Source organism: Psychrobacter sp. UBA6291, assembly GCF_002439405.1.
GTDB classification, from domain to species: domain Bacteria; phylum Pseudomonadota; class Gammaproteobacteria; order Pseudomonadales; family Moraxellaceae; genus Psychrobacter; species Psychrobacter faecalis.
Genome location: NZ_DJUD01000024.1, coordinates 33,024 through 52,248, shown reverse-complemented (window position 1 = coordinate 52,248; position 19,225 = coordinate 33,024). Strand labels below are relative to the sequence as shown.

The window sequence follows — 19,225 nt, the reverse complement described above, 5'->3', positions numbered from 1 at the left end:
AAGACGGTTTTTTGTGGGTAATTTTTAAGGTTTATATAAATAAGTTTAAGCTGGTTTACATTAAGCACGCTTTAGACGCAGCGCATTTAATACCACAAATAATGAGCTTAACGACATACCAATCGCTGCAAGCCAAGGCGGCACATAGCCTAAAGCTGCGGGTATCAAGACGCTACTATTATAAATCAGCGCCCAACGTAAGTTTTGCTTAATAATACGTTTGGTCTTATCAGCGATACGCTTCGCCGCCGTGATAGCTTCGATTTGACCATTTAGAATGATACTGTCACTCGAGACTTGCGCCAAATCTGCCGCGCCCGCAATCGAGGTTGAGACATCTGCCGCCGCTAAAACAGGCGCATCATTAATACCGTCACCAACCATAAGGACGACGGCGCCTTTTGCTTGTAGCGCTTGAATATGATTGACTTTATCGGTTGGCGACAGGCCGTTATAAGCGGCTTTCATGCCTAACTCTTCCGCCATTACCAGTGCTTGTGGACTTGGGTCACCGGTTAGCATGACCGGCTCAATACCTGATTTTTTGAGAGCGGCGAGCATAGACGGCGCACTATCACGTACCTTATCGTTAAAGTAAAAACCTGCCAGCGCTTGCCATGCATTTGACGGACTATTTTGACAAGACAATACCACCGCCGAGCTGGCACGATGAGTGGCTAAATCAATGGTTAACGCATTATTTTGTTGAGAATCAGTATTCGCTTTATCCATGGCAAAATCGACATGACCGATGCGATATAGGACGCCATCAATCATTGCCTCTACCCCGCCTGCAGGATAGTATTGCAACGACTGCGTCGCAGGCAGATGTAATTGATAAGCGGCGGTGAGCAAAGCGTGAGCAATCGGATGGCGGCTGCCCACTTCAAGCGCGGCGGCAATCGCTAATAGCTTGTCTTTTTCTTCATTGCTAGCAGCTGTCGTATCATTAGTTGCCAATCGCTCGATATTTAATAAATTGGGCTTACCATAAGTGAGCGTACCTGTTTTATCAAATGCCACATGGGTAATCTCAGCAAGAGTTTGCAGCGTATGGCCTCGTGTGGTTAAAAAACCATAACCTGCCAGTCGATTGGTCGCTACCGTCAGCGCAATCGGTGTCGCTAAAGACAGCGCACACGGACAAGTCGCCACCAATACTGCCACCGTTGCCCAAATTGCTTGGCTTGGGTCGACGATATACCAGCCAATGAACACCAAAGCTGACAATACTAAAATCCGCGCTACAAACCAACGCGCCAGCTTATCCGCTTGCTGAGCGAGTTTTGGTTTCTCACTCATCGCCCGATTCATCAGCCTGTCTATCAACCCTATCTGGCTGTCTTCTGGCAATGCCGTCACTAGCATCTCAAACGGCTGACTGTCGTTTTGGGCGCCGCCAACGATATAATCGCCTTGGGTTTTAATGATTAAATCGCCCTCACCAGTTAGCAGGCTTTGCGAGACGGTCGCGGTAGAGCTAAGCAAGATACCATCGCTGATAATCTCAGAGCCTGCTTCCACCATAATAATATCGCCCACTTGCAAACTGTGAGCGGTCACCATCTGCCTTTTTTCTGGCACGGCTTCTGTCTGCGCTATATTTGATGGTTTATGATTTACCTGCTGCCAGTCTTGAGCGATACGTGACGTCAATTGCTGAATATTGGCATCCATGCTTTGCTTAAAGTTGGGCATCGTTTTTGCGGTAGTGGTTGTGCCATTTGTCGCTAAATTATTATTTGAGTTAAGCACCTGTTCAGCATTATTATCAGAAAGAGCGTCATTATCAAAGACAGTATTATTAAGCGTATTTTGCTCTATGAGCTGCAAGATACGCGCCGCCGCGTCTTTATCTTCGGCAATTTTTTGTACCAAGACGGGCTCGACCACCACCAAGTCATTGGCCATAGTGGCGGCTTTTAAGCGTGCATTATGCTCAATATAACGCCCAGCCAATAAGAAGAAAATAAACATACTGACCGAATCAAAGTACGTTTCCCCTTGCCCTGTGATAGTGGCATAAAGGCTGGCAAAGAAGGTCACTACTAAGGCGATACTAACCGGTACATCCATATTGACTTGGCGGGCACGAATCGCTGACCATGCTGAGGTAAAAAACGGCACACCGGCATAAAAGAACACCGGCGTACTCACAAATAAAGAAACCCAACGTAGAAAATCACGCTGAAAAATAAGCATGTCGCTATATTCGCCAAAATAAATCGCCACCGCATACATCATTGCCTGCATCGAGCCGAGCGCCGCGACACCAAGCCGCAATAGCATCTGACTGTTATGACGTGCCAGCATGGCTTCATGGGTATCTTGACGATAAGGCTTGGCTTCGTAGCCAATCTCATTGATAACGCCCAAAATACGACTAATCGGTAGCTTATCTTCGTCCCAAATCACCCGCATACGTTGATTGGTTAAATTCACCTGACATTGGCTGATGCCATCTAACTCATCTAGCCGCGACTCAATCAGCCACGTACAGGCAGCACAGCGCAGATTATTGACCGACAGCTCGGCTACCGACATGCCATCTTGCGCATAGACAAATTGTGATTTTATTTCATCGTGATCATAAGCTTCGAGGCGCGTCAGCTGTGTGGGTAAGCTTGCCGTACGGTTAATCTCTGAGCGGTCAAGATAATATTGCTCAAGCCCTGCCTCGACAATACTTTGCGACGCCAACTGACAGCCCATACAGCACATCTCGCGCGACTGACCTAAAATATCGGTATGAAAAGGCGGCTCAGGCACCGGATCACCGCAATGAAAACAATGACCGGCAAGCGGCAACACCAGACCCTCAGTAATCGAGTGGTCTTGATAGTGACGGTTGTTATTTGCTGGCATGGATGAGGGAATACTAGACATAATCGCGCTATTTCCTTTCGACAAGTTTACTTGCAGCCGACCGGCTTTTAATAAACTTGCTCTGATTAACGAGAGTCAATCCCTATGTAAAAAAGCGATTGAATTATCTGCCTTTAACACAGCTACTTTACATAGATATTGGCACAACGTTATTGGCATAAATGAGACCAAAAAAAAATCGGTAAAAACGATTAATAAAAGGGGTCGATAAAACTGTTAGTATCAACCTAATTATTAATATAAACATTATACTACAAGCGCGCGGCGTAAGCAGCCTAGCCCTTTATCCCAAAACATTAATACCTCTAAAACACCTACTACGAAAGTCTAACGCCTGCTTAATGAATGCGGGCGTTGATGATGATAGATTGAAAAATTTGTCAATTTGCGTCATTATGAGGCAGTTTTTTATCCCAAAATGGTGTGTCATCAGTGCAAAAGTCTAATTCTAAGCGACCACAGTCGTCTAAGCCTGCTATCAATACGCTACCCTCACAGCAGCGCGGCGTGGTGTTTAGTGGTATTTTATTAATCGTCATTATCGCGGCTACGGTGCTATTGGCGCTATATTTGGTCAAACTTGATCGCACTATTACCACCAAATTTGAGGGTAAACGCTGGGATATTCCTGCTAAGGTCTACTCACAGCCTTTAGAGCTATATCAAGGTGCCAATGTCAATACAGACACCATGAAAAAGTGGCTTGAACTGCTCAATTATCAAAGCAACAAGGCTTATGATCGCACCGGTACCTACCATAAATCTGGCAATACCTACTTTATCCATACGCGCGGCTTTACGTATAGCGCCAACGACGTCGATAAAGAGCAAGTCATCAAAGTGACCATTGCTGGCAATAAGATTGAGTCGGTACAAAGTACCCAACCTGCCAAAACTGGCATTATTCGTCTGGAGCCAGTAAACATCGGCGGTATTTATCCAGACAGTAACGAAGATCGCATGGTGGTGACGCTCGATCAAGTACCGCAGCCGCTGATTGACGCGCTCATCGCCACCGAGGATCGCGGATTTTATGAGCATAAAGGCGTCTCGATACGCGGTATCGCGCGGGCGGTAATAAACAACTTTACCGGTGGCCCTAGACAGGGCGGCTCGACCATCACTCAGCAGCTGATTAAAAACTTTTATCTCAATTCTGATCGGACGATGAAACGTAAAGCCAATGAGGCATTGATGGCGGTGTTACTTGAGCTGCATTATAGTAAAGATGAGATTCTGCAAACCTATCTAAACGAGATTTACTTGGGTCAAAACGGCAATCGCTCTATCAATGGCTTTGGTCTTGCCTCACAATTTTATTTTGACAAACCGCTCAAAGAGCTGCGTTTAGACCAACAGGCACTGCTCGTTGGTATGGCAAAAGGCCCGAGCGTTTATAATCCGCGCCGTCATCCAAACGATTCGACAGCGCGCCGTAATACCGTACTGAATAATATGCTGGCGGTCGGTAAAATTAGCCAAGAAGAGTACGAAAAAGCGATAGAAAAACCACTCGATGTGGCGGACAAACCCGTCGAAGGCAAAAGCCAGTTCCCTGATTTTTTAGATATCGTCAAGCGTGAATTGAACAAAGTCTATTATTCTGATGATCTAAAAAACGAAGGTCTGATTATCATCAGTACCTTAGATCCTATTGCCCAATTGGCAGCGGACAAAGCGGTTGAAAGAAAACTTGGTGAGCTACGTCGTCGCGGTAGCAAGACCAAAGACTTACAAGGCGCATTGGTCAGTGCCAATCCTGAAACCGGCGAGCTGGTGGCAGTGGTCGGTAGTGGCAGTGAATTTACCGGTTTTAACCGTGCTGTCGATGCCAAGCGTCAAGTTGGCTCGTTATTAAAGCCGATTATCTATATGACGGCGCTTGAAAGCGGGCGCTATAATTTGGCAAGCTCGGTCGATGATTCACCGATTACGGTCAATTTGAGTGACGGTACTGAGTGGAATCCAAAGAACTATGACAATCGTGACCATGGTTACGTGCCATTTACCACCGCTTTGTCGCAATCGTATAATCACAGCGCGGTACGTTTGGGTATGGAGTTTGGCGTTAACACCTTTGCCAAACAGCTACAGCGCATGGGCGTAAAAGAGAAAATACCGCCTTATCCTTCGGCTTTATTAGGCTCGGTCAATCTTAGCCCAATGGATATGCTGGGCGTTTACCAAGTATTTGCTACCGGTGGTTTCCGCACGCCTATTCATAGTATTCGTAGTGTTATTGATGATCGCGGACATATTTTGCAGCGTACCGGTTTAAATACCCAGCGTAGTATTCCGCCTGAGACCAACTTTTTGATTAACTATGCCTTGCAAGACGTGGTCAAAAACGGCACGGCCAGACGCTTACAATCGCTTGGCAGCAACTTAAACCTTGCGGGTAAAACCGGCACTACCAACGACTACCGTGATGCTTGGTTTGCGGGCTACAGTGGCAATTATGTCAGCGTGGTTTGGGTCGGCCGTGATGACAATAAACCCATCGGTCTAAGCGGTGGTAGTGGCGCTTTGCCAGTTTGGGTCGATTATATGAATCGTCTCAAACTGACCCCTGTTGCGCTGCCAGAGCCCGAAGGAATTGAGTGGTTATGGCTTGAGAACAACTCTGGCAAGTTGTCTAATGAACGCTGTGCTGATGCGCGCTATCTGCCCGTGATGTCAGCGTATCTACCCGAAGAAGCCAGCAGTTGTGCTATTAGCTTATATCAGCAAGAGCGTGCCCGCGAGCAGATACAATGGCAAAATGAGCAAGGCTCTATCAATCAGCAGCGCCGCCGTGAAGGTTTGGATATTCCTAATGGCGAAGCCGTTGATACGGATAACAACGATGGCGATGCTGATAATGCTGAGCAAGAGGGCGGGTCGAGCAATCGTGCGGACACTTGGTATGACCGCGCCGTTGAGTGGTTCTAGGGTTTTTAAGACTTAAAAAAGGGTTTTAACATGGCTTTATTGTTACAGCAAACCATCACCGCTAAGCAGGCTAGTACTGCTCCTTCTAAAGGGCAAACTAAGCTGATTAATACGATTCTTGCTACTAGCGCCCTTATTAGCGCATTAAGTTTAAGTGCTTGCCAAACGGCACCGACAGCAATAAAAACGTTTCCTGCGCAAACGTCTGCGCCTCAAAAACAGCAGCCTACAGCAAAACAGCCAGTAACGGTAAACCAAGTACCCATTGTTAAAGGCGATGATAATAAGTACTCTACCGTGCCTAATACAGTGCCTACACAACCGGCTTCGACAATACAGTCATCCGAAGCAGAACAGGTCTATACGCCAGCAACACAAAGTCCAATCATCACACAGCCCGATAGCCAAGATACCATCATCCTTACGCCTTCTCGTGAAGATTACATCCTATCCGAACCATCGATCCCTTCGCATAATGAGCTATTGGAGCGGGCGCGGCAAAACTCACAGCAGCGCAGTCAGCAAAGCACCGCCAATAACAGCAACTTGCCAGCCTTTAGGAACCTCATGCAAACAGGTACAGAGCAATTAAAATCAGGCAATCTCAATGCCGCTGAGAGCAGCTTTACGCGTGCGCAGCGCCTCGCGCCCAAATCATCAGCCGTCTATTTTTATTTGGCGCAAGTCGCTCTTAAAAAGAACCAACCGCGTAAGGCTGAAGCGATGGCACGCCGAGGATTGACCGTCGCTCAAGACAGCACTCGCCGCCGCAACCTTTGGCAAATCATCTTGCAATCAGGACAAGCACAGGGTAACGCTCGCGTGATAAATGAGGCCAGACAGGCGCTGCGCTAATAGCACACACTCTCGTATTTACCATGACGACTGAATCTATAAGCGCTAAAATAGGCTTATAGATTTAGTCGTTAATTTTTTTATCCAGTTTTTTATTGGGTTTAATGACTGTTTTCTTTTACTCCTTTAATTCTTCACTTTTATTTTAAACTAAGGTTACCTTTATGGCATGGCAACAACTGCATTTACAATGTGAAAAAGACAATGTCGATCTCGCTGAGGCGCTGTTATTAGAAGCTGGTGCGTTATCAATCGCTTTAGATGACGCAGGCGATCAGCCTTTATTTGAACCCCTCCCCGGTGAATCACCGTTATGGGATGAAGTCATACTCACAGGATTGTTTGACGCCAATACAGATGCTAGCAATCGTCAATTACTTGAGAAATTAAGCCATGAAATCGGCGCACAAGTACAAGCCAGCCGAACGTGGGTCAGCGCTGTCGATGACAAAGATTGGGAGCGCGAATGGATGTCCAATTATAAGCCAATCGAGTGCGCCAATAACTTATGGATTGTGCCTAATTGGCTAACACCGCCGAACCCTGACGCTACCAATATTATTATGGACCCCGGTTTGGCTTTTGGTACTGGCTACCATGCCACTACTCGCCTCTGTCTTGATTGGCTGACCGAGCAAGACCTGACCGATAAAGTTGTGATCGATTATGGCTGCGGCTCCGGTATTTTAGGGATTGCGGCGCTGTTATTGGGCGCGCGTCAAGTTTATGCGGTGGACATTGACCCGCAAGCCGTACTTGCAACCAATCAAAATGCAGCACGCAATCACGTTGATGACCGCCTGCAAGCATTTTTGCCAGAAGACTTCAATAACTACTGGCAACAAAACGATATGAAACCCGTAGAAATCATGGTTGCTAATATTTTAGCCAAGCCACTCATTGGTTTAGCGCCTTATTTTGCGACCTTGATGGCACCCAAAAGCCGTATCGTGTTAGCAGGCTTGATTGAATCGCAAACCGAGCAGGTCAGCGAAGCGTATCAACCTTACTTTGCGCTCGATCCTAAGCATGCTTTTACCGCGCAAGAAGATCAACATTGGCAGCGTTTATCTGGAACATTTACAGGCTAGCAACATTTAATTACATCTGTTACGATAGAGGAGCAGTTAAATAATGTTGTGTATTTGACGCTGCTCTATCGTTGCCTGAAAATTATGATGATTACTATATAAAAAACCACATAAAAAACTGGTAGCGATTGGTAAGTGATTATGCGGTATTAATACTGATACCTTTTTGGATTCGACCTTATGACTACGCCAATCAAAACCCAGTGCCCTCATTGTCATGCTATTTTTAATATTAAAAAAACACAGTTAAACCAAAAAACAGCCAATGTTTGCTGTGAACATTGTCAACACAGTTTTTTGGTCAATAACAACCTTATTGTCACGGCTGATACAGAGCCGACTGCTGACACTATGGGGCATGAACCTCAATCTGATGCATCCACTACAGCCAAGACTTCTATTAAGCAAACGTCTACCGTTACGCCAGAAGCAAAAGCCACAACCAAACCAAACGTCACCTCTGAACCAGAAGATGCAGATACTCTTATCCATGATGCTATGGCTGAAGAAGATTTGATAGATGATCAGTTGATTCACGATGATATGGATATTGCAGATTTTGAAGAGGAAGATTTAGAATACGGTTCGCTCGACAGTATGGACGCTTGGCTAACGCAAGTAGCGGATAGCACCCCTACCTCAACCACAAACAATAGTGATAAGCTGCCAAAAAGCACAGCAACAAAGTTAGATAAAAGCGCTCACGCCTCTGTTAGTCCCATAGAAAAACCCTCTTTAGCAAACGCTCTTATAAAAGAGCCAGCATCAACTGCCCAAGTAGCCCTTAGCTCAGCGGCAGCTAATGACATCCATGCCAGTATCGATGATAATAGCGATGAGTCTTGGCTTGAAAAACTGCTCAAAGAACAAAATGAAAACGAAGACGGCCATAGTCCAAGAAAAGACACAGATTTATCAGCGCTGCTCGCAAGCATGGGCGTTTCTATCAAAGACGAAGACAACACGCAGGCCGCACGCCTTAAAAGGCAGCAAGCACAAGCCAAGTTTTCACCAACACCTGCTAAGCGCTCGCTTGCTTCATTACTCTGGACACTTGGATGTTTGGTATTAGCGCTGCTACTTTTTGCGCAGTATGTCATTTTTAATTTAGATAACTTGGTTAAAAATCCTACCCATGCTGAGCGTTTACAAAAAGTATGTGCTATCGCCGTTTGTAGCTTACCTAGCGCCAATCTAGCGGCTTTGAGTACAAGCGATATCACTCATCAACCTAGCCGCATCAAGACTGCCAACACCTTTAGTGATATCAGCATCACTTTAAACAACCAAAGCACCCAAGCACAACTCCTTCCACATATGAAAGTCAGTGTTTATGGTACTGATGCACTTATCGGCGAATTTATTGCAGCACCGCAAGATTATCTACTCAGTACACAGAGCCAATTAGGCGCAACAAGTCGCAAACAGCTGTTATTTACCATCCCAGTTGCCAATGCTCAAATCGACAAAGTAAACGCTGAGCCTATTTATTAACATTCGGCTTGGTAGAAATGCCATTTATAAGCAATAAGATTTATTCAAAAGTTTTGCTCTTTTATCAAACTTGTCCTAAATGTTTTAAATCTGTCATCATAAATGACAATAAATAGCGTCAAACTTAGAGTAATAATAGGGTAATACCCAATCTATTGTTCTGATAGGCGTTGACTTTGTTATAATAGCGCTTAAACGCCTTATGGTTTACGCTTACGCTTAAGGACATTATCTTATGCCACCACATGCACCGTATAATGCCACTCATTTTGACCAGGATATTGAGAGCTCTGCTGATTATAAAGACGGCTATCATCGCTCTATCCATAAGGTAGAAGCCTCCTTAGACAATAGCCTTCATGCGCACCAACCGTTACGTGTGCATGTAGAGCGCGTGGTGCGGCAGTATTTTGCGATGCTCGATGATGAGATGCCAACCGACTTATATGAGCTTATTTTAAAAGAGATAGAGCAGCCACTATTGTCAGTCGTGCTTGAGAAGTGCCGCGGCAATCAGACCAAGTGTGCGCAAATCTTAGGTCTCAATCGCGGTACGCTACGCAAAAAGCTCAAAACTTATGGCTTAATGTAATCTATGGCTTTATGCCAGTCGCCGTTACTTACGACGACCAAACATCGCAATCACCACGCTCCTTAGCACCGCTAACCGACATTCAATTGTATGGCACGTTTATAGTTTATGATCTTATCAAACCCGATATGCTCTGCACTGCTTGCCATTATTACCTTGCCAGACGTTTACGTCAGGCTTTTTTTATGGAAATTTTCTTATGAGTACAACTCCCCTTGCCCTACTATCGGTTTCCGATAAGTCAAATATCGTAGAATTCGCCCAAGGCTTGCTTAAAGCTGGTTTTGGTTTATTATCGACTGGCGGTACTTACCGCTTGCTGGCAGAAAACAACGTCGCCGTCACTGAAGTTTCAGACTATACGGGCTTCCCTGAAATGATGGACGGCCGCGTTAAAACCTTGCATCCAAAGATTCATGGCGGTATTTTAGGACGCCGCGGTACCGATGACAGCGTCATGAATGAGCACGCTATTGAGCGCATTGATTTGGTCGTCGTCAATCTTTATCCGTTTGCAGAGACGATTGCACGTAGCGACGTCACTATGAACGATGCGATCGAAAACATCGATATTGGCGGCCCTACCATGGTGCGTTCAGCGGCAAAAAACCACGCTCACGTTGGTATTGTAACCGATCCTGCTGATTATACGCGCGTACTCGACGCCTTAGGCGATGGAACGACTCTAACCGCTGCCCTACGTTACGATTTAGCGGTCAAAGCCTTTGAGCATACCGCACAATACGACGGAATGATTGCCAATTTCTTGGGCAGCCGCGTGAATGAAAACCAAGAGGCAGAGAATTTCTCTCGTACCTTTAACGTCCAATTAGAAAAAGTGCAAGACCTGCGCTACGGCGAAAACCCGCATCAAAAAGCGGCTTTTTATGTCGAAAACCATGCGCTAAAAAGCCAGCAAGCCTCTATTGCAACCGCGCAGCAATTGCAAGGTAAAGAGCTCTCTTATAACAATATCGCCGATACCGATGCTGCCCTTGAATGTGTTAAAGCCTTTAGTGCGCCCGCTTGCGTGATTGTAAAACACGCCAATCCTTGCGGAGTTGCCGTAGATAGCGATCAAGTCACGGCTTACCGCACCGCTTTTAGTACTGACCCTGAGTCATCTTTTGGTGGTATTATCGCCTTTAACCGCGAGCTTACGCTTGCTGCAGCCAAAGCCATTATTGACAATCAATTTGTCGAAGTCATCATTGCCCCAAGTATCGAAGATGGCGTTTTGGAAGCGACCGCTGCTAAGAAAAACGTCCGCGTCTTAGTCTGTGGCGAGTTGCCAACGCCTGAGCAGCGCGACAGCCAGCTTGATTATAAACGCGTCAATGGTGGTTTGTTGGTGCAAGAGCAAGATTTGGGCTTGATTACCGCCAATGATCTAAAAATCGTTACTGACGTCCAGCCAACCGAAGCACAAATTGCTGATTTACTATTTAGCTGGAACGTTGCTAAATATGTCAAATCTAACGCCATCGTTTACGCTAAAGGTCAGCGTACTATCGGTGTCGGCGCGGGTCAAATGAGCCGCGTCAATTCAGCGCGTATCGCCGCTATCAAAGCCGAGCACGCTGGTCTTGCTACCGAAGGCGCGGTAATGGCATCAGATGCCTTCTTCCCGTTCCGTGATGGTATCGATAACGCAGCCGAAGTCGGCATTGCTGCTATCATCCAACCGGGCGGCTCTATGCGTGATGACGAAACGATTGCTGCCGCCAATGAGCATGGTATTGCCATGGTCTTCACTGGTATGCGCCACTTCCGCCATTAATCAGCGGTTAAGATAATGCTATTAAGACAACAGCGTTAAGAGTAAATAAAAATTGTAACGCATAAAAAAAGCCACTATTGATAGTGGCTTTTTCATATTTAAGGCTTAATGAAACTCGTTAAAGAAAGGGTTTAACAAATGCCTTATAGATCGCTTAACGTCCTTGCGCATTGGCCATATTGGCTTCGTTAATCTCAACTTTATAGACCATGCGTAGATAATCTAGATAATCTTGCAGCTGATCTTGACCCAAATTATCACGAATAATGGCGGCAGTTTGTGCCCTTTGGGCATCAGATAGCGGCGATTGCTGCTCTGTTTTGATGCGATCACCGACCAATAACGTCGCGCCCGTCTCAGTCTCACTCGCTACCGCCACGACGCCATTGGCTGCCGCTTGCTGACTAAAGGCTAAGCCGCGCTCTTTTTCGCTCAATTGCGTGGTTTGACGGTTTATCTCGCCCAACGCTTGCAACTTCACAGGCTGTTTTGCAATATCAGCAGGCGTTTTAATAGTGGCCGCTAGTTTCTTCGCTTCTTTTAATGCCAGTGCCGTTGCTTTTTGTTGACGCAATATCTGTGTGATTCTTGGCGTCGCCGCTGTTAAAGACAACGTCTTGGTTGGACGATAATTACTTGGCTGTACCCATACCGTACCATTACCAACCTCAATACCCGCAGTCACCGCTTGGTCTTGAATGGTAAATTCATCAAACGCTTGCTTAATCACCGCCGGCTGCGCCAAAGCAGATTGGTTGTTTTCTTTACGATAATCTTTAATTCGTTTTAATGGCACATTTTCTTGCTGAGCGATATCTTCAATACTAAAGCCATCTGCTGCCAAGTCATTAATCGCTGTGACTTTATCGGCATACATTTCCTGGCGTTTATATTCTTTCGCTTTAGCGGTTAGCTCTGCACGCATACTCTCTAGACTTGGTATCTTGCTACCATTGTCCTCAGTCACGGTAAATATCTGATAGCCAAAGCTGGTCTTTACAGGAGCACTGACATCACCAACGCTCAAGCCTGCAAGCGCTTCTTCCACGGCTGGTGCATCATTACCAAATACCGCTGGGTTAAAACGTCCGATATCGCCGCCTGTTTCACCTGTTGGATCATCTGACTCGGCTTTCGCAACTTTAGCAAATGATTCACCTTTCGCAAGGCGGGCTTTAATTTTATCCGCGCGTGCTTTGGCATCTTTACCCGTTAGCAGAATTTGACTGATTTTACGCTCATCAACCACAGCAAGACTTTGCTTATAGGCTTCATATTGCTGCTGCAAATCTTCTTGGGTGACTTCATTAACTTCAATCGCTTGCGGAGTCAGTTGTAAGTAAGCCAAGTCGACCATGGCCGCACTTTTAAGTTTGTCTTTATTAGCATCGTAATAGGCTTGAATATCACCCTTGCTCAACTTTACTTGCTCAGCATAATCTTGCCATTTAAAACGATGCAGCCAAATATTGCGCGACTCTAGCTGCAAATCAATCAACTGACTGACCGCTTGCATTGGATAAACTGCGGTACCGACGATGCTGGCATTGAGCTGATCTAGGCTCAACTGATTGCGAAACTCAGCAAACAGCTGGTTTTTTGTCATATTGCGCTGACGTAAAAAGTTTGCAAACTGCTCGTTAGAAAAATTGCCTTCTGCATCTTTAAAGATTTCTTCTTGGCGCAATAAGCGATTGATGGTGTCATCAGAAACCGTCATGCCCAGTTTGCCAGCCTGCTGCTCTAGCAAGGTACGATCAATCAGTCCTTTTAGGACTTGCTCGTGCAGCACGTCTTCATTTAATAAACTGGCATCATCAACTTGGTCTAAAAGCTCAGTACGGCGGTTATTGACGGCAGTTTGATACTCGGACAGTCCCACGCTTTTGTCACCTACTTGAGCGATTTGGTTGGGATCGACACCGCCGCCAAAGTAGCTTTCGACACCCAATAGAGCGAGGGGCGATAGGCACAAAATCAATAAAATGCGACCCGGCCAGCTTTTCAAGAAATCGCGCAATTTATCCATAGTTATCTCTGCTTTATTAACCTATATTGATGAAAGACCATTGTAATACTATTAATAATATCAACGCTGTATAAGCAGGCAATGGTAAGAAGAAGAACGTGTGCATTTTATCGCTATAAAATAAGGCTGATTGACGAAGTTTATAACAAGATTTAATAAAAATACTTGTTTATACAACACCGCTATCGCGCGCCCTATGATACGTGATTTTTGATATATACTCAAAATATTCAGGCGACTATTGCCACTAAATGCTACAAATTTCAGCACTAAAAAAAGCACCTAATCTCTAGGTGCTTTTTTGCTCATTCGCTCATGACTTAATGAATCGTTAAGTCATGAGTTGCTATCTATTGTTTTACTGCCAACCAACGCTGTTTTTATTCGTGTATCACGTCGTCAACGAGCATTTGATTATTTTATTATAGAATAGCTAAAAAGAGTACAGCTTAAACAAAGCGGCTTAGTTTAAACGCTCTTTTAGGTTTTTACCGGCTTTAAAGCTTGGTACTTTGCTTGCTGGAATGCTAAGCTCTTCACCAGTCTTAGGGTTACGGCCAGTACGCGCTTTACGGTCTTTTACGCTAAAAGTACCAAAACCAACCAATGAGATGCTGTCGCCAGCTTCTAGCGCTTCACCAACACTTTCCATTACTGCATTCAAAGCTTCGCCAGCTTGAGTTTTATTTAGACCACTTTTTTCGGCGATGCTATCAATTAATTCTGACTTATTCATAAAATTTCCTTCAAGTTTTAGGGGGTAAAAAACGCTCACGCCAAGTATTGTATCGCTCTCAGAGTACTTAAGCAATAAAAACCACTGGCCTCACGCATAAACAGGTTTCGCTTTGTTAACGCCTTTATATCAAGGCAGCATAAGGAGCGCAAGCGATTTTACATATTTTTGTGCACTCTACTACGTATTTGACACTCAATGTTACTTAAAACTGCTGCAAATTTTCTATTAAATCGCTACTTTAGCTTATAGGATTTAACGAAATAAAGCACCTATCATCAAAGCAGCTATCTTTGTATTGGCTCTCTTATGCATTTTGCCTTGATAGCCTAAATACTCAAATTTGACGCAGGTGCTTAAACTCAGTTTTTATACTAACAAGCAAAATTAAAAACTAAAGCATAAACTTGGATCGAAAAACGGCTGCCAAGCCCGACTAATGCATTACCAGTCATAAATTTTGGTGTCTTTATAGATGAGCAAATTATAAGGTAGTGACTGACCAACTGACAGAAACGTGCGTTACTTTTTATACTAAAGGCGTTACTATAAGCGCGATTGCATTGTACATTTTGGGTTGATTTTGACCTTTGTTTGTCCTTTTATCTTTAACTTAAACAATAAAAACGGATTATTTACATGAAGCGTTCTACGTTGTCTCACTCTTTTCTTAATATCATATTGGTGTTTATCGAGTCGGCGCTGACCCTGTTGTTACGTTTAGACCCAGAACTCCGTAAAGCTGCTTATCCACTCGCCAAGCAAGAGACGGTCGTCGCGCTTAGGTTATACTTGCCTCATGTAGAGGTTTTCGCCACATTTACTACCAAAGGGGTGTTATTAGACGATAGATTGCCTATCGGCCGTAGTGAGCCTGACGTTATTATCAACGCTTATAGCATTCAAGTGCTTAATGCCATCATTACCCACGATACTGAGTCGACTGAAAAGCTGCAAATGCGCGGCGAGGCGATGCAAGTACAGCTGGTGAAGCAGTTTATTATGCAGCTTGGTTTTGGTAGTCTGATTCAAGGGCTGATTAAAAAGATTAAGGGCGGCAAAGGTAAGACCAAACCTACCGAAGCCGAAATGGCAGAAAAAAAGGAGAGTTATAAGCTGCGTATTAAGGAGCAGCAAACTCAAATCAACACCTTGACCATTAAAAACCGTGAGCTTGAAACCACGGTCAAAGAACTACAAAGTAAGCAGAAGACCTTTATCATTACCGCAATTATTTTTGCGGTTATCGCTATCGCTGCCATTATTGCTTTATTTATCATGACCTAATGCCTTACTAACTGCAGTGATAACGTGTTTTTAAAGTTATTTTTCTAACCTTGTATCGCGTTTAATAGGATGTAGGCTTGTTAAGCGCTCTTGCATCCCTTCTGTAATTCATATCCTGCGCGTTCGCGTATTTATTCTCTTTTAAGCCTTAATATTTCCTATCATTGTTTTTATCAATGATAGGAATAAGTCGCACTCACCATTCAACCACACTTTAATCTTGACTAAATTACTCGGGATTGAGTATAATTACCCTATCGTTGCACACATCGGGTAAACCATCTGCTGTTTAATAGCGACAAGACACCACTTAGTCGATAGATGATTTTCCTAAATAGAAGTGCAAGTACGGCTAGCTACTAACTAGCCTTTAGCAATAAGTCGATTATAAATCTATAAAGAACCTATTGATAACCATGCACTTTTGGAATACGACAAGACTAAGTTCGTTGTTAAATAAACTTTTTATAAAAAGGATTGGAGATAACATATGCGTTTGACTACTCGAGGCAGATACGCCGTGACCGCTTTACTTGATTTGGCTTTGCAAACCAGCCAACAAGACAGCGCCGTCTCTTTATCTGACATTGCTAAGCGGCAATCGATATCTATCTCTTATCTTGAACAGTTATTTTCCAAGCTTCGTAAGCGCGGTTTGGTCACCAGTATCCGCGGTGCAGCAGGGGGTTATCATTTAGCCAAGCCGCTTGATCAGATTGATGTGATGAGCATCATTTCTGCCGTCGATGAATCTGTCGATGCGATGCAGTGCGGCGGACGCGGTGATTGTCAAAGTGGTACAATGTGCCTAACGCATGATTTATGGTGCGCTTTATCAAATCATGTCGAACAATACTTGAAAAATATAACATTAGCGCAATTATTAGACATGGAACATGTGCAGTCAGTCTCAGACCGTCAGCACCTCACGTTTCCAAACGACATTGCTACAAAAGATATGTCCACAAAAGACATCAACACTATTACTCTATCGACCAGCGAGGCAAACCCAGCATGAGCCAACATAACAACCTTATATACTTAGATTATGCCGCCACAACGCCAGTTGCTAAGTCAGTCGCTGCTAAAATGAGCGAATATCTGACGGTAGACGGCATCTTTGGTAACCCAGCATCACGCTCACATGGCTATGGCTGGCAAGCAGAAGAAGCGGTAGAAACGGCTCGTCAGCAAGTCGCTGAAGTGATTCATGCGGATCCACGCGAAATCGTCTTTACCTCGGGCGCGACAGAATCAGATAACTTAGCTATTAAAGGCGCGGCACATTTTTATCAGTCGCGCGGCAAGCACATCATTACCAGTAAAATTGAGCACAAAGCGGTTTTAGATACTTGCCGTGAGCTTGAGCAAGAAGGTTTTGAGATTACTTACCTTGAGCCACAAGCTGGTACGGGCTTGATTTTGCCAGAGCAAGTACAAGAAGCACTACGTGATGATACGATTTTAGTATCACTGATGATGGTCAATAATGAGCTTGGTACCATTACCGATGTTGCCGCGATTGGTGAGATCACTCGCAAAGCAGGCGTTGTATTCCATGTCGATGGTGCGCAGTCTGTGGGTAAAATACCTGTCAATCTTGAAGAGATGAAAATTGACTTGATGAGTTTTTCAGGTCATAAAGCGTATGGCCCTAAAGGTATTGGTGCGCTATTTGTTCGCCGTAAACCTCGTATTCGCCTAAAAGCTGAGCAGCATGGCGGTGGCCACGAGCGCGGTATGCGTTCAGGTACCTTGCCGACGCACCAAATTGTTGGGCTAGGTGCGGCATTTGCATTGGCCAATGAGCGTTATGCAGAAGACCATGCTCACGTGGCAAAGCTGCGCCAAAAGCTGTGGGACGGTCTACAAGATATCGAAGAGATTTACCTAAACGGTGATTTAGAAAACAGCGTGCCTAACATCATTAACATCAGCTTTAACTTTGTTGAAGGCGAGTCACTGATGATGTCGCTAAAAGACTTGGCGGTTTCATCAGGTTCAGCCTGTACTTCAGCGACGCTTGAGCCATCGTATGTATTGCGCGCCATCGGTCGCCCAGATGAGTTGGCACATAGTTCAATCCGCTTTAGCTTTGGTCGTTATACCACCGAAGAAGATATCGATACCGTGGTAAAACAGATGCATGAAGCGGTAGACAAATTACGCGCGCTATCGCCACTTTGGGATATGTACCAAGAAGGCGTTGATTTAGACTCGGTAGAATGGTCTGAGCATTAATATTTATCCATAAATTTTAATAGTAAAAAGGTTTAATGGTTATCAGGTATAAGCATTAAACCAAATAATTCATCAGACAATTATAAATAGCATTTTTATAATATGTGTTTGACCCCAATTATCGATGAGTAGACAGACATTTAAACTTAATAAGTGAGTTATTTGGAAAGTTACTTATATAGCTTAACATTTAAGTGGCTACTCATCATCTAACTAGGAGAAAACCCCATGGCCTATAGTGACCAAGTTATTGATCATTACGAAAATCCACGCAACGTCGGCAATCTTGACAAAAATGCCAAAAACGTTGGTACGGGTATGGTTGGCGCCCCAGCCTGTGGCGATGTAATGCGCCTACAAATCCAAGTCGATGACAACGGTATCATCGAAGATGCACGCTTTAAAACCTATGGCTGCGGTTCGGCGATTGCTTCAAGCTCGCTTGTCACCGAGTGGCTAAAAGGCAAAAGCTTGGACCAAGCTGGCGAGATCAAAAATATGGATATCGCTGAAGAATTGGCATTACCACCGGTAAAAGTGCATTGCTCAGTCCTTGCAGAAGACGCCATTAAAGCCGCCATTAGCGACTATAAAGGTAAGCATGGTACAGCTGCGGCAGTAACAGAAGAAGCAACCAGCTAAATTTATATAAAGCCTTGCGCTTATTTATATAATAGGCGCAAGTAGCGAATTTGAAAACAAACATGAGTAATACGACGTTAGAAGCTACTAACGCCCCTAAGGTGACAATAACGCTCATGTAATTGTCACCTTTTATTTATTTTTAACGCTTTATTGGCAGTGGTGTTGATAAAAACGCTTTTGCCGCAATTATTATCTCAATTATTGATAGTCAATGGGAGTTGGCATGATTGAAATGACAGAACGCGCCGCTCAGCATGTTCAAGACTTTTTGGACAATCGCGGTAAAGGTGAAGGCATTCGAGTAGGCATTCGTACAGCGGGCTGCTCAGGCTTGGCTTACGTGCTAGAGTTTGTTGACACGCCTGACGAAAACGACACCCGTTATGAAAGCCGTGGCGTCAATATTTTTATTGATCCTAAAAGCTTGGTTTATTTAGATGGCTTAGTAATGGATTATGAAAAAGAAGGTCTCAATGAAGGCTTTAAATTCACCAATCCCAATCAAAAAGGTGAATGTGGCTGCGGTGAATCGTTTACCGTCTAAAGCTCTAAACCAGAGCGCGCTAAACGATTGATATACGAGCGCTTAGCACCTAAAACCTGAGTTAGCGCTTAGATACTGAGTAAGTACTGAACTTTAAAAGACCAGTATTTAAAA

General features: G+C 44.6%; 14 protein-coding genes. 11 read left to right on the top strand and 3 right to left on the bottom strand.

Annotation, left to right across the window (positions count from 1 at the left end; genetic code table 11):
• Window positions 1–60 precede the first annotated feature (60 nt).
• Window positions 61–2,886: a heavy metal translocating P-type ATPase gene (locus tag B3R91_RS03950; RefSeq protein WP_286796564.1), complete on the bottom strand. Its 2,826-nt coding sequence runs from the start codon at window positions 2,884–2,886 to the stop codon at window positions 61–63.
• Window positions 2,887–3,318: 432 nt separating this feature from the next.
• On the opposite strand from B3R91_RS03950, the gene mrcB reads away from it, so the two are divergent.
• The 6 genes from mrcB (at window position 3,319) to purH (ending at window position 11,629) form a co-directional block, all read left to right on the top strand.
• Window positions 3,319–5,817 (top strand): penicillin-binding protein 1B, encoded by a 2,499-nt coding sequence (gene mrcB / locus B3R91_RS03945; RefSeq protein ID WP_286796563.1) that lies wholly within the window; start codon window positions 3,319–3,321, stop codon window positions 5,815–5,817.
• Between the two features lie 30 nt (window positions 5,818–5,847).
• Window positions 5,848–6,672: a tetratricopeptide repeat protein gene (locus tag B3R91_RS03940; RefSeq protein WP_286796562.1), complete on the top strand. Its 825-nt coding sequence runs from the start codon at window positions 5,848–5,850 to the stop codon at window positions 6,670–6,672.
• Between the two features lie 164 nt (window positions 6,673–6,836).
• Window positions 6,837–7,763: a 50S ribosomal protein L11 methyltransferase gene (prmA, locus tag B3R91_RS03935; protein ID WP_286796561.1), complete on the top strand. Its 927-nt coding sequence runs from the start codon at window positions 6,837–6,839 to the stop codon at window positions 7,761–7,763.
• A 180-nt stretch (window positions 7,764–7,943) separates the two neighbouring features.
• Complete coding sequence (locus tag B3R91_RS03930) at window positions 7,944–9,257, top strand: DUF3426 domain-containing protein (protein WP_286796560.1); 1,314 nt, start codon at window positions 7,944–7,946, stop codon at window positions 9,255–9,257.
• Window positions 9,258–9,579: 322 nt separating this feature from the next.
• Window positions 9,580–9,849, top strand: a complete 270-nt coding sequence (gene fis, locus B3R91_RS03925; protein WP_068404623.1) for a DNA-binding transcriptional regulator Fis — start codon at window positions 9,580–9,582, stop codon at window positions 9,847–9,849.
• A 199-nt stretch (window positions 9,850–10,048) separates the two neighbouring features.
• Complete coding sequence (gene purH / locus B3R91_RS03920) at window positions 10,049–11,629, top strand: bifunctional phosphoribosylaminoimidazolecarboxamide formyltransferase/IMP cyclohydrolase (RefSeq protein ID WP_201591622.1); 1,581 nt, start codon at window positions 10,049–10,051, stop codon at window positions 11,627–11,629.
• Window positions 11,630–11,783: 154 nt separating this feature from the next.
• Here purH and B3R91_RS03915 read toward each other — a convergent pair whose 3' ends face one another.
• Window positions 11,784–13,658, bottom strand: coding sequence for a SurA N-terminal domain-containing protein (locus B3R91_RS03915; protein WP_286796559.1), 1,875 nt, complete (start codon window positions 13,656–13,658; stop codon window positions 11,784–11,786).
• 463 nt (window positions 13,659–14,121) lie between these two features.
• Entirely contained in the window at window positions 14,122–14,433 is a 312-nt protein-coding gene (locus B3R91_RS03910) for an HU family DNA-binding protein (RefSeq protein ID WP_223808465.1), read from the bottom strand.
• A 600-nt stretch (window positions 14,434–15,033) separates the two neighbouring features.
• Between B3R91_RS03910 and B3R91_RS03905 the strand changes: the two genes are divergently transcribed.
• From B3R91_RS03905 to iscA, 5 genes are all read left to right on the top strand, one after another.
• Entirely contained in the window at window positions 15,034–15,681 is a 648-nt protein-coding gene (locus B3R91_RS03905; protein WP_201591628.1) for a hypothetical protein, read from the top strand.
• Between the two features lie 490 nt (window positions 15,682–16,171).
• Window positions 16,172–16,699 carry an Rrf2 family transcriptional regulator gene (locus B3R91_RS03900; protein WP_102076829.1) on the top strand — a complete coding sequence of 176 codons (528 nt, stop codon included), beginning with the start codon at window positions 16,172–16,174 and terminating at the stop codon, window positions 16,697–16,699.
• A complete protein-coding gene (locus B3R91_RS03895; protein WP_191689656.1) occupies window positions 16,696–17,922 on the top strand; it encodes an IscS subfamily cysteine desulfurase in 1,227 nt (408 codons plus the stop codon). Before B3R91_RS03900 ends, B3R91_RS03895 begins: the two co-directional genes overlap by 4 nt.
• A gap of 228 nt (window positions 17,923–18,150) precedes the next feature.
• Window positions 18,151–18,564, top strand: coding sequence for a Fe-S cluster assembly scaffold IscU (iscU, locus tag B3R91_RS03890; RefSeq protein WP_068404483.1), 414 nt, complete (start codon window positions 18,151–18,153; stop codon window positions 18,562–18,564).
• A 226-nt stretch (window positions 18,565–18,790) separates the two neighbouring features.
• Window positions 18,791–19,111, top strand: a complete 321-nt coding sequence (iscA, locus tag B3R91_RS03885; protein WP_068404485.1) for an iron-sulfur cluster assembly protein IscA — start codon at window positions 18,791–18,793, stop codon at window positions 19,109–19,111.
• The last annotated feature ends 114 nt before the right edge of the window (window positions 19,112–19,225 follow it).

Coding starts and splice junctions, on each gene's coding strand:
- B3R91_RS03950 (WP_286796564.1), bottom strand. CDS start 2,886: ATGTCTAGTATTCCCTCATCCATGCCAGCAAATAACAACCGTCACTAT.
- B3R91_RS03940 (WP_286796562.1), top strand. CDS start 5,848: ATGGCTTTATTGTTACAGCAAACCATCACCGCTAAGCAGGCTAGTACT.
- prmA (WP_286796561.1), top strand. CDS start 6,837: ATGGCATGGCAACAACTGCATTTACAATGTGAAAAAGACAATGTCGAT.
- B3R91_RS03930 (WP_286796560.1), top strand. CDS start 7,944: ATGACTACGCCAATCAAAACCCAGTGCCCTCATTGTCATGCTATTTTT.
- purH (WP_201591622.1), top strand. CDS start 10,049: ATGAGTACAACTCCCCTTGCCCTACTATCGGTTTCCGATAAGTCAAAT.
- B3R91_RS03915 (WP_286796559.1), bottom strand. CDS start 13,658: ATGGATAAATTGCGCGATTTCTTGAAAAGCTGGCCGGGTCGCATTTTA.
- B3R91_RS03905 (WP_201591628.1), top strand. CDS start 15,034: ATGAAGCGTTCTACGTTGTCTCACTCTTTTCTTAATATCATATTGGTG.
- B3R91_RS03900 (WP_102076829.1), top strand. CDS start 16,172: ATGCGTTTGACTACTCGAGGCAGATACGCCGTGACCGCTTTACTTGAT.
- B3R91_RS03895 (WP_191689656.1), top strand. CDS start 16,696: ATGAGCCAACATAACAACCTTATATACTTAGATTATGCCGCCACAACG.
- iscU (WP_068404483.1), top strand. CDS start 18,151: ATGGCCTATAGTGACCAAGTTATTGATCATTACGAAAATCCACGCAAC.
- iscA (WP_068404485.1), top strand. CDS start 18,791: ATGATTGAAATGACAGAACGCGCCGCTCAGCATGTTCAAGACTTTTTG.